16 protein-coding genes are annotated in these 15,108 nt (G+C 44.7%); 14 read left to right on the top strand and 2 right to left on the bottom strand.

Annotated features, from left to right (window positions below):
* Nucleotides 1–3 precede the first annotated feature (3 nt).
* Nucleotides 4–411 carry a F0F1 ATP synthase subunit epsilon gene (locus PBF_RS05075; RefSeq protein ID WP_035327916.1) on the top strand — a complete coding sequence of 136 codons (408 nt, stop codon included), beginning with the start codon at nucleotides 4–6 and terminating at the stop codon, nucleotides 409–411.
* Between the two features lie 213 nt (nucleotides 412–624).
* Entirely contained in the window at nucleotides 625–1,791 is a 1,167-nt protein-coding gene (gene ftsZ, locus PBF_RS05070; RefSeq protein WP_035327913.1) for a cell division protein FtsZ, read from the top strand.
* A gap of 210 nt (nucleotides 1,792–2,001) precedes the next feature.
* Here the strand turns inward: ftsZ and PBF_RS05065 are convergent, their stop codons facing one another.
* Nucleotides 2,002–2,187 carry a hypothetical protein gene (locus PBF_RS05065; protein WP_035327905.1) on the bottom strand — a complete coding sequence of 62 codons (186 nt, stop codon included), beginning with the start codon at nucleotides 2,185–2,187 and terminating at the stop codon, nucleotides 2,002–2,004.
* A 221-nt stretch (nucleotides 2,188–2,408) separates the two neighbouring features.
* Here PBF_RS05065 and PBF_RS05060 point away from each other — a divergent pair, with 221 nt between their 5' ends.
* Nucleotides 2,409–2,645: a hypothetical protein gene (locus PBF_RS05060; RefSeq protein ID WP_035327904.1), complete on the top strand. Its 237-nt coding sequence runs from the start codon at nucleotides 2,409–2,411 to the stop codon at nucleotides 2,643–2,645.
* A gap of 51 nt (nucleotides 2,646–2,696) precedes the next feature.
* On the opposite strand, the gene PBF_RS05055 is transcribed toward PBF_RS05060, so the two are convergent.
* Nucleotides 2,697–3,419: a 3D domain-containing protein gene (locus PBF_RS05055; RefSeq protein WP_035327899.1), complete on the bottom strand. Its 723-nt coding sequence runs from the start codon at nucleotides 3,417–3,419 to the stop codon at nucleotides 2,697–2,699.
* A gap of 530 nt (nucleotides 3,420–3,949) precedes the next feature.
* On the opposite strand from PBF_RS05055, the gene PBF_RS05050 reads away from it, so the two are divergent.
* The 11 genes from PBF_RS05050 to nuoN all read left to right on the top strand — a co-directional run bounded on the left by PBF_RS05050 (nucleotide 3,950) and on the right by nuoN (nucleotide 14,925).
* Nucleotides 3,950–4,324 (top strand): NADH-quinone oxidoreductase subunit A, encoded by a 375-nt coding sequence (locus PBF_RS05050; RefSeq protein ID WP_035327896.1) that lies wholly within the window; start codon nucleotides 3,950–3,952, stop codon nucleotides 4,322–4,324.
* Nucleotides 4,315–4,827: a NuoB/complex I 20 kDa subunit family protein gene (locus PBF_RS05045; RefSeq protein ID WP_035327895.1), complete on the top strand. Its 513-nt coding sequence runs from the start codon at nucleotides 4,315–4,317 to the stop codon at nucleotides 4,825–4,827. Before PBF_RS05050 ends, PBF_RS05045 begins: the two co-directional genes overlap by 10 nt.
* A 3-nt stretch (nucleotides 4,828–4,830) precedes the next feature.
* Nucleotides 4,831–6,222, top strand: a complete 1,392-nt coding sequence (locus PBF_RS05040; RefSeq protein ID WP_035327893.1) for an NADH-quinone oxidoreductase subunit C — start codon at nucleotides 4,831–4,833, stop codon at nucleotides 6,220–6,222.
* 3 nt (nucleotides 6,223–6,225) lie between these two features.
* Nucleotides 6,226–7,326 (top strand): NADH-quinone oxidoreductase subunit D, encoded by a 1,101-nt coding sequence (locus PBF_RS05035; protein ID WP_035327892.1) that lies wholly within the window; start codon nucleotides 6,226–6,228, stop codon nucleotides 7,324–7,326.
* A complete protein-coding gene (nuoH, locus tag PBF_RS05030; protein WP_035327889.1) occupies nucleotides 7,326–8,333 on the top strand; it encodes an NADH-quinone oxidoreductase subunit NuoH in 1,008 nt (335 codons plus the stop codon). The genes PBF_RS05035 and nuoH overlap by 1 nt, the downstream gene beginning before the upstream one ends.
* Nucleotides 8,334–8,623: 290 nt before the next feature.
* Nucleotides 8,624–9,043, top strand: a complete 420-nt coding sequence (gene nuoI, locus PBF_RS05025; RefSeq protein ID WP_035327886.1) for an NADH-quinone oxidoreductase subunit NuoI — start codon at nucleotides 8,624–8,626, stop codon at nucleotides 9,041–9,043.
* The gene (locus PBF_RS05020; RefSeq protein ID WP_035327884.1) at nucleotides 9,040–9,561 is read left to right on the top strand and encodes an NADH-quinone oxidoreductase subunit J; all 522 of its coding nucleotides are present in this window, start codon (nucleotides 9,040–9,042) and stop codon (nucleotides 9,559–9,561) included. Before nuoI ends, PBF_RS05020 begins: the two co-directional genes overlap by 4 nt.
* Nucleotides 9,558–9,872, top strand: coding sequence for an NADH-quinone oxidoreductase subunit NuoK (nuoK, locus tag PBF_RS05015; RefSeq protein ID WP_035327883.1), 315 nt, complete (start codon nucleotides 9,558–9,560; stop codon nucleotides 9,870–9,872). The genes PBF_RS05020 and nuoK overlap by 4 nt, the downstream gene beginning before the upstream one ends.
* Before the next feature lie 149 nt (nucleotides 9,873–10,021).
* Entirely contained in the window at nucleotides 10,022–11,890 is a 1,869-nt protein-coding gene (nuoL, locus tag PBF_RS05010) for an NADH-quinone oxidoreductase subunit L (protein WP_035327882.1), read from the top strand.
* Complete coding sequence (locus PBF_RS05005) at nucleotides 11,887–13,404, top strand: NADH-quinone oxidoreductase subunit M (protein WP_035327881.1); 1,518 nt, start codon at nucleotides 11,887–11,889, stop codon at nucleotides 13,402–13,404. Before nuoL ends, PBF_RS05005 begins: the two co-directional genes overlap by 4 nt.
* A gap of 6 nt (nucleotides 13,405–13,410) precedes the next feature.
* Nucleotides 13,411–14,925, top strand: a complete 1,515-nt coding sequence (gene nuoN, locus PBF_RS05000) for an NADH-quinone oxidoreductase subunit NuoN (protein ID WP_035327880.1) — start codon at nucleotides 13,411–13,413, stop codon at nucleotides 14,923–14,925.
* The last annotated feature ends 183 nt before the right edge of the window (nucleotides 14,926–15,108 follow it).

Raw genomic sequence — 15,108 nt, 5'->3', positions numbered from 1 at the left:
AAAATGAAGACGATTAAAGTCAGTGTTGTTACTCCCGATGGCCCGGTGTATGAATCAGATGTGGAAATGGTAAGCACAAAAGCTCAAAGCGGTGAGCTTGGAATTTTACCTGGACACATTCCAATGGTTGCACCGTTACAAATTGGAGCCGTTCGTTTAAAAAACGGCGGAAAAACTGATTTCGTCGCAGTAAGCGGCGGATTCCTTGAAGTCCGTCCGGAGCAGGTAACGATTTTAGCGCAATCTGCTGAACAGGCAGATGAAATTGATGTAGAGCGTGCCGTTCGCGCCAAGCAGCGTGCTGAACAGCGCCTGAATGAGCAGAAGCGTGAAAACATCGATTTCCGCCGTGCAGAGCTTGCACTTCAGCGTGCGATCAACCGTATCGAAGTTTCGGAAAGAAAGTTCTAATAATAATTCACAACACCTCCTGGCCTGGCTGGGGGGTGTTTTTGTTTCAGAAATATTTACCACCCGAATTTTGAGAAAATTGCCCCAAAAAAGAGATATATCACTCGAATTCTTTTATATAGGCCTTTACAATAGAAGAGAGTAAACCTTTAAAGGTTACTCTCTTTTTTAAAGCTATCATGCAAGTCTATTTGAATAAAAGGAGGAGCCGCAATGCTGGAGTTTGATACAAATATAGACCAATACGCTACGATCAAAGTCATCGGAGTCGGCGGCGGGGGGAATAACGCTGTAAATCGGATGATCGAACATGGAGTTGAGGGAGTAGAGTTTATTGCTGTCAATACAGATGGACAAGCTCTAAATCAATCAAAGGCAGAAGTAACCATGCAAATCGGTGCAGCCTTAACAAGGGGCCTGGGTGCAGGGGCTAATCCTGAAGTGGGCAGAAAAGCAGCTGAGGAAAGTGAAAGCCAGCTTCGTGAAGTGCTGAAGGGTGCCGACATGGTATTCGTTACTGCCGGAATGGGCGGCGGAACCGGAACAGGTGCTGCTCCTGCTATTGCACGCATTGCACGTGAAGTGGGTGCACTGACAATCGGTGTGGTAACACGCCCTTTCAAATTTGAAGGACGCAAGCGTGCAGCCAATGCTGATGCAGGCATCGAAGCCATGAAAAAAGCTGTTGATACGCTAATTATTATTCCAAATGATCGCTTATTGGAGATTATTGATAAGAAAACACCTATGCTTGAAGCGTTTATGGAAGCGGATAATGTTCTTCGCCAAGGCGTACAGGGCATTTCTGACCTGATTGCAGTTCCTGGTTTAATTAACCTCGATTTTGCCGATGTTAAAACTGTTATGTCTCACAAAGGAACAGCTTTAATGGGGATCGGAATTGCCACTGGGGAGGACCGTGCGGCTGAAGCTGCCCGTAAAGCCATATCAAGTCCGCTGCTTGAAACGTCCATTAACGGAGCCCGCGGCGTCATCATGAACATTACAGGCGGAGCAAATATCAGCTTATATGAAGTGCAGGAGGCTGCAGATATTGTTGCTTCTGCTTCAGATGAAGAAGTGAATATGATTTTTGGTTCAGTCATAAATGATTCCTTAAAGGAAGAAATTCTTGTTACGGTTATCGCTACCGGCTTCAATGAACAAGAGGAGTTAAGAGCTAAACCGAGTTCAAGACCTCCTGTAGAAAAAGAATATGATCATACATATCATTATGCAGAAGAACCAAGCAATCGCCGTCCGGTTAGAGAGCCTAGAGAATATCGGGAACCGGTTCAGGATAATTATCGTGTGCAGGCTGACCCGCAGGAAGAGTCACTTGATACACCGGCGTTCCTTAGAAACCGCAGAAGACGCTAATGATAGAAACAGGCTGCCATCAAGAGGGCAGCCTGTTTTTTTAGGTGGATTTTATCGCAGTCTAACGGGCAGTAAGACCCCCACTTCAAGACTCGGAGGAAACAATTGAAGTTTCACTTTATTGATGGTTGATATGTTGGTGGTTGAGTGGTTGATGCGGATACATGAAGAAAGGACAGGCAAATGCCTGTCCTTCATTTATTTTTACTTTCACTTTGTCTGGTCATATAAGGTTAACTGGTCCAAATTCTTATGCACGGTCATGAGTTTTTTTAGAAGGCTCATGAACTTTTGTTTATCTTCAAAAGGAGTGACATCCAGCTCCCTTTTTAGCTCATTGCTTTTTTTAACGAGCTCCTCGAATTTTTGAATAGCTGGGCAGTTGTTTTTAGTCATAAGTAATTCTCCTATTTTAGCTCTTAATATAACTTTATCACAAAAATTAATTTCAAAGGAAACAGCTATATTTCATTTATATTAAAAAGGAATGGCTATTTTAACTAATTTATCTATTTTGTTAAAAGTGTCAGATTTTGTTGAAAGCCGTTGAATAGAGTCATATAGTATCAACATGTGCTTAGAAAGACAAGGTTTGAGAAAACCAGGGGGTGATATCCTTGTCTACTGTATTATTTGGAACGATAGAATATTATGAAAGAGAGTTAATCAGCTATTTTACAAATAATCATGTAAGCAATAATGATGATGCCACCATGAAAGTATTCCTTATGCTTGAAGCGGAGATATTCAATGTGTTCTTATTTGACGAAGCGACCCGGATCAGATGTATGCAAAATCTATTAAAAGCTTTTTGCCGGGTATGTGAAACATACTTTACAAAAAGCAGCCTATAAATGAATAAAGCAAATGAACAAAGAGGTCCCTGCAGTGAGAGACCTCTTTGATTAATTTAGGATAGTAACCTTTACATCTTTTCTTCCCCACTGCAGTGCATCCTGTTCTCCAGGAATAAACACATCAATTTCATGTCCGTTAATTCCGCCGCCTATATCTTCGGCAGTTGCATAGCCATATCCTTCTACAAATACTTTAGAACCCAAAGGAATTACGTCCGGATCAACAGCAATTACTTTTTCATCCGGATTATCGATAAGATTGACTCCTGTTTTTGTAATGCCGATACATCCTTCACAGCTCGCTGTATAGGCAGTTGCTGTCACAGTCAGGTTTTTGCCCTCTTTTGCTGCAGGCTTATTGGTGTTAGCAGCTTTTACGACCGTCTTAGGATTAGCGGTATTTTTTTTCATTGATCCATTTTTATAGATGATAAGCTCTAATCCAGGTTTAATAAAATCGGATTTCAGCTGATTCCACTTCTTAAGGTTATGTACACTTACATTGTATGTTTTGGCAATATTCCAGAGAGTATCACCGGATTCTACTATGTATATTTCTTCAGGAGAAACATCAAGTTTATCATTTGGGTGAATCAAATCCTTGGATAGGCCATTCCAGTTTTTAATTTCCTGAACGGACACCTCATGTTTTTGTGCTATGGACCAAAGAGTATCCCCTTTTTTTACAGTTACTTCTTCTGCATATGCGCTTATACCTGCTGTGCTCCAGATAGTTAAGCTCGCGAGCAGATAATAAAAATACTTTTTCATGTTAAACCTCCTATTAACGTTGTTGATAAATTTAATGCTAGCACAGAAAATTCTGAGTAAAAGAACAGAGAAGTTATAATTAAATTACGCACATTTCAGGAAAATAACGAAGAAATGGAAAAACATCATAATGTTCATACTGGATGGACGAAAAGCCTTAGAAATAGTCATATTTGATATATTTAAACCTTAAGATGGTTTAAATAGAAAGTTTTTCCTAGGGGTGTTAAGAAGGAAAATTATTCTGGGGTGTTACATATCTCACTGACAAAGCAGAGAATTTGTTTTTTAATGGCAGATGAATATAAAGAAGAATTTCATGGATATTGACAGGGGGCAAGCTCATATAATCTAAGGAAGGTGTATCAAACTTGGCAATGAAATTCTCTCCCGGAGATCCATTTTTGCGTGCAGCGAGAATTTCCAATAATAGTCTGAGGTTGTGTCGACACATGGGAGAGTAGGGTGTATAATGGTTACGGTTACATGTTTAAATGTTGTGAAAATTTTCAGCATTGGAGGGGAAGGGCATGGAGCTTTGGAATTTATACCAGAATAACTATTTGATAGTTTTCGTGTTTTTGTGCCTGGGCGTTTTGCTGCCTGTGGTGGCTTTGTTTTTGGGAAAGCTTTTGCGGCCCTATAAGCCATATGATACAAAGTATACCACATATGAAAGCGGGATTGAGCCATTCCATGATTCGAGGGTGCAGTTCAATGTCCGCTATTATATTTTTGCCCTGATGTTTGTCATTTTTGATGTGGAAACAGTATTTTTGTACCCGTGGGCAGTGGCATATGAGAAGCTTGGTATTTTTGCATTGATTGAGATGCTGATTTTTGTATTTATGCTAATAATTGGACTTGTTTATGCATGGAAAAAGAAGGTGCTGAAATGGATTTAAAGCTGGATAATATTACACCGGAAGAAATGGAAGAACTGCAGCGCAATGTGTTTATGGCAACTTTGGAACAGATTAAAGCGTGGGCGCGGAGTAATTCATTGTGGCCAATGACCTTCGGGCTTGCTTGCTGTGCCATTGAAATGATGGGTGTAGGTTCATCTCATTACGATTTGGACCGTTTTGGTTCCTTTTTCCGTACATCTCCCCGTCAGTCTGATGTCATGATTGTTTCAGGTACAGTAACAAAGAAAATGGCGCCTATTGTCCGCCGTCTTTATGATCAGATGCCTGAACCAAAATGGGTGATCGCGATGGGCTCCTGTGCAACTGCGGGAGGACCTTATGTGAAATCTTACTCAGTTGTTAAAGGGGTCGATCAGATTGTCCCTGTTGATGTATACATACCAGGATGCCCGCCGAATCCGGCAGCATTGATTTACGGAATTAATAAGTTAAAAGAGAAAATCCGTTATGAGGCTAAGACTGGGAAGAAGGTGATCTAACCTATGAGCGGAGAAAAAAATCTTGAACAGCTGAAAAAAGAAGCTGCCGCAAAAGCGAAGGCAGCGGCCCTGGCTAAAATGAAAGCGAAAGAGCAGGGAGAAATAAAGGAAGAAACACCTGCAGAAGATATGGATCTGGCGAAGCAAAAAGCTGCAGCAGCCGCGAAGGCGAAGGCAGCTGCCCTGGCTAAAATGAAAGCAAAAGAGCAGGGAGAAGAAGAAGCAAAAGCAGAAGCTCCAGCTGAAGATATGGATCTGGCGAAGCAAAAAGCCGCCGCAGCCGCGAAGGCAAAGGCAGCAGCCTTGGCAAAGATGAAAGCAAAAGAGCAGGGAAAAGAAGAAGCAAAAGCAGAAGCTCCAGCTGAAGATATGGATCTGGCGAAGCAAAAAGCCGCCGCAGCCGCGAAGGCAAAGGCAGCAGCCCTGGCGAAGCTGAAAGCGAAAGAGCAGGGAGAAGCTGAGGCAGAAGCTCCAGCTGAAGATATGGATCTGGCGAAGCAAAAAGCCGCCGCAGCCGCGAAGGCAAAGGCAGCGGCCCTGGCAAAGCTGAAAGCGAAAGAGCAGGGAGAAGCTGAGGCGGAAGCTCCAGCCGAAGATATGGATCTGGCGAAGCAAAAGGCTGCTGCAGCCGCCAAAGCAAAAGCCGCCGCCGCAGCAAAAGCGAAAGCCGCAGCTCAAGCAAAACAAGCAGGCGGGGACGATGAAAAGGCAAAAGCGATTGCAGCCGCAAAGGCAAAAGCCGCCGCAGCTGCAAAAGCAAAATTAGCCGCAGCAGGCAAAGCTGACCGATCAGCTGATGACGAAAAGGCTAAGGCAATCGCAGCAGCGAAAGCAAAGGCCGCAGCCGCTGCCGCCGCGAAGGCAAAAGCTGCCGGAAGCAAGGCTGATGCTGAACCAGCTGCAGAAAAAGCTCCATCCGTTAATCAGCCTTACCTTGATAAATATGTAAAGGTAATTGAAAAAAACCTGGGATCTGATGTTCTTGAAGAGTACTATATTAATAATCTCTCCAAGGAAGTGCCGACTTTGGTTGCAAGGGCTGAATCATATTATAAATTAGCAGAATTCCTGAAATATAATGAACAGCTTGGCTTTGATTATTTATCAGAGCTTCATGGCACCGATTTTGAGACCCACATGGAAGTGTATGCTCACTTATACTCATACAAAAACCGCCAATCTGTTGCACTGAAGGTTAAAATTGACCGTGATGAGCCGGTGATTGATTCACTGCAGCCGTTATGGGCAGGAGCGAATTGGCCGGAATGTGAAGCTTATGATTTGCTGGGCATCCAGTTCAAGGGACATCCTAATTTATATCGGATAATGCTGGGGGAAGATTGGATCGGGCATCCGCTGCGCAAAGACTATGAACCGTACGATGTGGAGGTGTAACCATTGCTGCGAACCGAAGAAATGCTATTGAATGTTGGACCTCAGCATCCAAGTACGCACGGTGTTTTTCGTCTTGTTCTGAAAATTGACGGGGAGATCATCAAAGAGGCAAAACCGGTCATCGGCTACCTGCACCGCGGAACGGAGAAATTAGCTGAAAACCTGCAATATACGCAAATTATTCCTTATACTGACCGAATGGACTATCTTGCCGCTATGACGAATAACTATATTCTTGTCCATGCGGTTGAAACGATGATGGATTTAAAAATTCCGGATCGGGCCGAATATCTGAGGATTATTACCATGGAGCTTGGCCGGATTGCCAGCCATCTCGTATGGTGGGGTACATATTTACTGGATATTGGGGCAACAAGCCCCTTCCTGTATGCATTCAGAGAGCGTGAAATGATTATCAATATGCTGAATGAAATATCCGGAGGCCGCTTAACGTTTAACTATATGCGTGTCGGCGGTGTAAAATGGGATGCTCCTGAGGGCTGGATTGATAAAGTAAGAGAGTTTGTTCCATATATGCGTGAACAGCTCAAAGGCTACCATCAGCTGGTAACCGGAAACGAAATTTTCATGAACCGTGTCAAAGGGGTAGGAAAGTATACGAAAGAGGATGCTTTAAACTACTCGCTGAGCGGTGCAAATCTCCGCTGCACAGGCGTGAAATGGGATCTCCGCAAAGATGAGCCATACTCCATCTATGATCGCTTTGATTTCGATGTGGCCGTTCAGGACGGCGGTGATGCATGGGCCAGGTATCATGTGCGTATGCAGGAAATTGAAGAATCATTAAAAATCCTTGAACAAGCGGTGGAGCAATTCCCGTCAGAAGGCGATATTCTGGCAAAAGTGCCGAAAATCATCAAAGCGCCCAAAGGGGAAGCATTTGTCAGAATCGAATCTCCAAGGGGAGAAATCGGCTGCTATATCGCGAGTGATGGAAAGAAGGAGCCATACCGGATGAAATTCCGGAGGCCATCATTCTATAATCTTCAAATTCTCCCAAAATTGCTTGAAGGCGAAAACATTGCGAACTTGATTGCTATTTTAGGGGCAATTGATATTGTCCTTGGGGAGGTGGACGGTTAATGGTAGAAGAACTTCTCTATTCCGAAGCAGGTCTGCTGAATTTCGGTATTTTCTTCTTGCTTGCCACCGTTTTACTATTAGTCGTTTTAGGATTTGTTACTTATGCCATTCTGGCGGAGCGTAAAGTAATGGGATTTATGCAGCTGCGCCAAGGGCCTAATCAGGTCGGCGGACGCTGGGGGCTGCTGCAGACCGTAGCGGACGTATTAAAGCTTCTTTTAAAAGAAGACACCATTCCTAAGCTTGCAGACAGGCCGCTGTTTATTCTTGCACCGGTTATTGCGTTTGCACCGGCATTCATGGTGCTGGCGACAATTCCTTTTACAGATAAACTTCAGTTTGCTGATATTGGAGTTGGATTGCTGTATTACATCGCCATTTCCGGGCTGACAACAGTCGGTATTGTCACAGGTGCATGGGCTTCCAATAATAAATATGCATTGCTCGGCGGAATGCGTGCCGCGGCACAGATGATTTCATATGAAATTCCGCTCGTAATGTCTGTATTAGGCATTATCCTTTTAACAGGCAGTCTAAACCTGAATGAAATCGTAGAAGCGCAAAAAAATGGCTGGTTCATTATTTGGCAGCCTATTGCTTTCATCGTATTCCTGATTGCTTCCACAGCGGAGCTGAACCGTGTTCCATTTGACTTGCCTGAAGCAGAATCAGAGCTGGTCGCCGGTTTCCATGTTGAGTATTCCGGCTTTCGCTGGGCGTTCTTCATGCTTGCGGAATATGTATACTTCTTTGCCATGGCTTCATTGACAACCGTACTATTCCTTGGCGGCTGGCTTCCGCTGCCGTTCCTGGAGTTCATTCCGGGTGCAGTCTGGTTTGCGCTTAAGTTTACGGCTGTCATCTTTATCCTGGTGTGGTTCCGTGTAACATTTCCGCGCCTCCGTGCAGACCAGCTCATGGAGTTTGGCTGGAAGGTGCTGCTGCCGGTAGCGCTTGCGAATATTTTCTTAACAGCTTTGCTGAAAGAATGGCTGAATATATTTTAATGAGGACCGGCAATTTCTGAAATTGTCCAGCTCCAGGCGCCATCGGCTCGAGGTCATAAGCCAATCCGTCTAAAAGGTTAAAGAACAACCTTTCAGCCGGCTCGTCTTATGCTTGTCGCCGATAAGCGGGCGCCTTCCGCATTTCTTAAGTTGTCCAGCTCCAGCGCCTACCCCCTCGAGGTCACAAGCCAATCCCCCCAAAAGGCAAAGAACGCCTTTCCGGAGGCTCGTCTTGTGCTTGTCGGGGGTGGGCAAGGCGCTTCCGCATTTCTATACAAGGGGTGAAAAACATGCTTGGTTTAGCGAAAGGATTATCGTATACCCTTAAAAACCTGACACGCAAAAAGGTAACCTATGACTACCCGAATGAGCCGCTTCCGCTTCCGGACCGGTTCAGGGGAATTCAAAAGTTTTACCCTGAAAAATGCATTGTCTGCAATCAGTGTGCAAATATTTGTCCAACCGATTGTATCGAGCTGACAGGGAAAAAGCATCCGGACCCTGCCAAAAAGGGGAAAATCATTGATACTTATGATATCAACTTCGAAATTTGCATCCTGTGCGACTTGTGTACAGAGGTCTGTCCAACCGAAGCGATTATCATGACCAATAATTTTGAACTGGCGGAATATAGCCGCGATGAGCTGTTTAAAAACCTTGAGTGGCTCGATGAAAATGATGAAAATATACGGAAGGTGAATAAAGCATGACGTTTTCAGGTGAGTTTTTTGCGTTTATGTCTCTAGCTTTAGTTGCGGTCATCGGCGGCGTGCTTTTATTGAACCTTACCAAAGTTGTGCATATGGTTGTCGCCCTTGTATTTACATTTGTAAGCATCGCCGGAATTTACGTGCTGCTTTCAGCTGAATTCCTGGCGGCGGTCCAGATCTTGATTTACTCTGGGGCGATTACCATCATTATGCTGTTTGGAATCATGCTGACACGCCATAACGATACAAGCGAGCCCAAAATCGGCCGCTGGCGTAAGCTGTTATTATTCGCGGGTGTGCTTGGCTTTGCTTTCGCGGTCTACATCGGAATTTATAACCTTGATTTGCCGTCAGCGCCGAATGACCTTCATGTCAATAATACAGAGCAAATCGGAATTGAGCTTTACTCAAAGTTCATTATTCCGTTTGAAGTAACCTCTGTCCTATTATTGGTCGCTTTGATTGGTTCCATTGTTCTGGCTAAAAAAGACGATGAAAAGGAGGCTGAAAAGGAATGAGTACAGTTCCCGTTCAAGCATACCTGGCATTGGCTTTAATCCTCTTCTGCATTGGTTTGTATGGTGCCTTGACTAAGCGCAATACTGTGATTGTCCTGATCTCAATCGAACTGATGCTGAATGCAGTAAATATTAATCTAGTGGCATTCAGCAAATATGGCATCACACCGTCCATTACCGGACAGATTTTTACGCTATTTGTTATTGCGGTTGCCGCAGCAGAAGTGGCAGTAGGCATAGCAATCCTGATTTCACTTTACCGTAACAAAAAGAGTGTCAACATTGATGAAATGGATGCCATGAAGCACTAAAGACACTGTGAAAAATGCAGCCGGACTGGCTGAGAATAGAGAATTGAAAAGGCGGCCATAAGTGGCTCCCGCCTTAAAGGACCTGGTTCATAAGGTCCCAATCTGACACGCCGTGCTATTAGGTGTGTTCAAAAAAGGGGATTGTGATAATGATGGAGAATGCATGGATCATACCGCTTTTCCCGCTTTTATCGTTTTTGTTCCTTATTTTATTCGGCAAACGGCTAAAAGAAGCGAGTGCATATATTGGGATTCTGTTTACCCTGGCTTCGCTTGTCTATTCCTTATTGGTGCTATTTGACCGGTTTTCGGCACCAACTTATAAAGCAGAAGGCGTTTGGCTGACTATAGGGGATGTTCAGTTAACAGCGGGTTTTGAAGTTAATCAGTTAAATGCACTGATGCTGGTGATTGTATCACTTGTCAGTTTCCTGGTACATACGTATTCGAAAGGCTATATGCAGGGAGATGACCGTTTTCCTGTTTTCTATGCCTATTTAGGGTTATTTACATTTGCCATGCTGGGCCTTGTCATCTCGCCTAATCTGCTTCAGACGTATTTCTTCTGGGAGCTTGTCGGACTTGGTTCCTTCCTGCTGATCGGTTTCTATTTTTACAAAGAGGAAGCAAAGGCTGCGGCCAAAAAGGCATTTATCATGACGCGTATTGGAGACGTCGGCCTTTTGATCGGAATGATTCTATTATTCTGGCAGGCTGGCAGCTTTGAGTATGATGAGATTTTTGCAGCAGTTGAAGCGGGTGCCATTTCAGGTACCATGATTACGTTAACAGCGATTCTTATTTTTATAGGAGCTGTCGGAAAATCGGGCCAGTTCCCGCTTCACACCTGGCTTCCTGACGCAATGGAAGGGCCGACGCCTGTCTCCGCATTAATCCATGCAGCGACAATGGTAGCGGCAGGTGTGTATTTAGTGGCAGCGCTGTTCCCGCTTTTTGCAGCAAGTGAAACAGCATTGATGACCGTTGCTGTCATTGGGGCGTTCACAGCTATCTTTGCAGCAAGCATCGGCCTGGTTCAGAAGGATATTAAGCGGGTGCTCGCTTATTCAACCGTCAGCCAGCTTGGCTATATGATGCTGGCATTGGGATCTGCCGGATATGTTGCCGGTGTATTCCACTTAATGACACACGCCTTTTTCAAGGCTTTGCTGTTCCTTGCAGCCGGAAGTGTCATCCATGCCGTTCATACACAGAACATTGAACATATGGGCGGTTTATGGAAAAAGCTGCGCGTGACTGGCCCTCTGTTCCTGATCGGAACACTGGCAATCAGCGGAGTGCCTTTATTTTCAGGGTTCTTCAGTAAAGATGAAATATTAATCGCTGCCTGGGCACATGGGAACACATTGCTGTTCTGGCTTGCAGTGATTGCCGCATTCTTTACGGCATTTTATATGTTCCGCCTGTTCTTTATGGTTTTCACTGGCGAAGCAAGAACCGATATGAAAAATGTCCACGAGTCGCCAAGTGTCATGACGCTGCCGATGGTAGTGCTTGGGGTGCTGGCTGTCGTGGCTGGATATGTGAACACACCATGGTTTGGAACATTTCTCGGTGATTGGCTCGTGGAAGATAACCATGCTCTGGGCCATGGCCATATTGAAGGGCCTGTATGGATAATGATTGTAGCAACAGCTGTATCCCTGCTTGGAATTTTCCTTGCCTGGCTGATGTATGGCAAACGCTCGCTTTCACGCGACTGGCTTACAAGCAGAATGCCGCTTTCATACAGCGTTTTGTACAATAAATACTATATCGATGAATTTTATTCGCTGACTGTAGTGAATGGGGCGAAATTCATTAGCTCATTCCTGCGCTTACTGGAAGTATTCCTGGTTGAAGGCCTTGTAAAGAGTGTAACTGGAATCACATCTGCACTCGGAAGGCTTGGTTCTAAATTTCATAATGGCCAGATTCAGACTTATGGAACAGTGGCGTTTGTCGGCCTGGCTATTTTAGTCGTCATCTATGCGTTTACAGGGGGGTACTTAAAATGAACTTAGCTTATTTTCTATCCATTTTAGTTTTCTCCCCGCTGCTTGGTATTTTAGTATTATCTTTCATGCCGAGAACTCAGGAATCATTGATCAAGACAGTTGGCTTCCTTGCCACGCTTCCTGCACTGGTATTATCACTGATCGCCTATTTTCAATACCGGGCAGGTGCAGGTCTGGAACAGCTGAATGAAAAAGTAAGCTGGATTCAGTTTGGCGATTCCGGCCAGCTAGGAAATCTTTTTTCCATAGATTATGAGCTCGGGCTGGATGGATTCTCCCTGATTATGATTGTCCTGACAGCTGTTCTTTCTACACTTGCAGCGATTGCTTCTATTCATATTAAAAAAGAATGGAAGGGCTACTTCATGCTGTTTCTGCTGCTTGAAGTCGGCATGCTGGGTGTATTTGCCGCTGAAAATCTGATTCTTTTCTTTATTTTCTTTGAAATCACCTTAATTCCGACCTTCTTCCTGATCGGGAAATGGGGCTACTATGAAAAAGAAAATGCGGCATACAGCTTCCTGATCTATAACGGGCTCGGATCTGCTGTTCTGCTGATTGTCATTATGGTGCTGTTTGCCCGTACTGGCACAGCAAATATTGATGCTTTGATGGCCGCAATGAACGCGGATAATCCGCAGCTTGTTGCGCCAATCTCTGAAAATATGAAAATGGGCATGCTGATTGCGCTTTTAATTGCATTTGGTGTGAAGCTTCCAATTTTCCCGCTGCACAGCTGGATGGTGCGGGTCCACGTACAAGCTCCGCCATCAATCGTCATGCTGCATGCCGGAGTGCTTTTGAAAATAGGGGCATTCGGTTTGATCCGCTTCGGAATGGGAATATTTCCTGAGCAATTCCAAAGCCTTGCTGTATGGCTGGCTGTGCTTGGAGTCGTGAATTTACTGTATGGAGCGTTCCTGGCGTTTGTTCAGACCGATTTTAAAATGGTGCTTGCCTACTCCTCTATTTCCCACATGGGAATCGTTTTAATCGGGTTAGGCGCGTTAAATGAGGCAGGAATACAGGGGGCGATTTTCCAGGTGGTTTCTCACGGATTAATCGCAGCACTATTATTCTTCCTTGTGGGTGTCTTTTATGAACGCTTTCAAACCTCCACTATTCAAAATCTTGGCGGTTTGGCAAAAGGAATGCCGATTACGGCAGGCTTCCTGCTTGCAGGGGCAATGGCCTCCCTTGGCCTGCCTGGCATGTCGGGGTTTGTGAGTGAATTTATGGCCTTCCTTGGCCTGTTTAAAGAAATGCCGATTCTCGCGGCAAGCGGTACAATCGGAATCATTATGACAGCTGTTTACCTGCTTCGCGCGGTACTGGGCATCACATACGGCAAAGCGCATCGGGACTTTGCCGGCATAACGGATATGAAAAAGTTTGAGTTCGTGCCTGTCCTGGTCTTAGTCGGCTTAATTGTCCTGATTGGTGTATATCCAAGTGTGCTGAGCGAACCGCTGACATCAACACTTGAAACGATCATGCTTGGGATAGGAGGGTGATGAAGGATGGATCTCGAAACATTATTATCTTATGAATGGGGCATAATGACGCCGGAGTTCATCATCCTTGGTGTTGCGACCGCTCTTTCACTAATGGATTTGTTTATGCCGAAATCCCAAAGCCGGAAAATTCTCGGCTGGGTCGGTTTTGCCGGAATATTCGCGGCTCTCGTTTCCTTACTGGGCCTTATCGGGCATGGTCCGGAATCCATTTTATTTGATACGTTCAGGCTTGATTCCTTTGCAATAGCTTTTAAGCTGCTGCTCTTAATCGGATCTGCGATGGTACTGCTGATTGCCGTTGGCTATGAGCCGAATGAAGGATTGGAAGAATTCAGGGGGGAATTTTTCTATCTGTTCATGGCTGCATTGCTTGGGGCAATGATCATGTCTTCAAGCGGAGACTTAATTACCCTGTTTGTGGGACTTGAGCTTCTTTCCATTTCGTCCTACATTCTGGCAGGCATGAGAAAAAGAAATCTGCATTCAAACGAATCGGCCATGAAATATGTGATCAACGGCAGTATCGCCACAGCGATCACATTGTTCGGAATGAGTTATGTCTACGGTTTAACTGGTACTACGAACTTAAAGGAAATGTCCGGATTTTTGACATCCATCTATAATGAACAGCATATTTACCTGTTAGGTCTTGCATTCTTTATGATTGTGGTGGGACTTTCCTTTAAATTGGCTGCAGCGCCGTTCCATATGTGGGCGCCGGATGTGTACCAGGGGGCACCTACACCTGTTACAGCTTTTTTAAGCGTAGTTTCCAAAACAGCCGGATTCATCATTATTATCCGCATTCTGTTTTCAATCTTTGCGAATGCACCATCCGGTGATGCACAGGGGCTTCCGATGATCCTGGCTCTTCAGGATTACATTGCTTTCCTGGCAGGAGCCACGATGATTATAGGGAACCTGGTTGCGCTAAGACAGCGGAATATCAAGCGTTTATTTGCTTATTCCAGCATCGCTCAGGCCGGTTACCTGCTGGTTGTGATTGCGAGCATGTCACTGTTCATGTTTGATGCGCTTTGGTTTTACCTTGGGGCCTACTTATTCATGAACCTGGGTGCTTTCGCGATCATCCAGCATATAACACATAAATCAGGTTCAGAAGATATCAGCCAATTTGCCGGGCTTTACCGCCGCGCACCATTCCTGGCCATCGCCATGGCTATATTCCTGCTGTCACTTGCAGGTATTCCGGGGACAGCCGGGTTTATTGGCAAACTGAATATTTTCATGGGTGCATTAGTGCCGAATGAGGGTCATTATGTACTGGTATCAATTATGATTGCGACAACCGTCGTTTCCTACTTCTACTACTTCGGCGTCATGGTGCAAATGTTCTTCAGGCCTGCACCAGATACAGGAAAAGTTAAGATTCCAGCTGCATTAACGACAGTTATCGGCATCAGCCTGGCCGCCACCATCCTGTTTGGAATTGCACCAAATATTGCATTTGATTTCCTGCAGGGCAATTTCAATCAGTTTACTGATTTCTTTCAATAAAAGGCTTTTTAAAATGGGGGTTTTAAAAAGCTCTACGAAAAAAGGGGACAAAAGGGGTATAAATAGGAGGGGGAAATTTCCCCTTCTTTTTGTTTGCCTTCATTAAACTTCGTGTTTTTTCGACAATTCGATATAATGGACTTATAAACTGCGAAAAAGAAAGAAACTTAATTTTCAAAAAAC

The organism is Cytobacillus firmus DS1 (assembly GCF_000565285.1).
Classification (GTDB): Bacteria; Bacillota; Bacilli; order Bacillales; family Cytobacillaceae; genus Cytobacillus; species Cytobacillus firmus_A.
The sequence above is the reverse complement of the archived record's forward strand: the minus strand, read 5'-3'. Positions and strand labels throughout refer to the sequence as shown.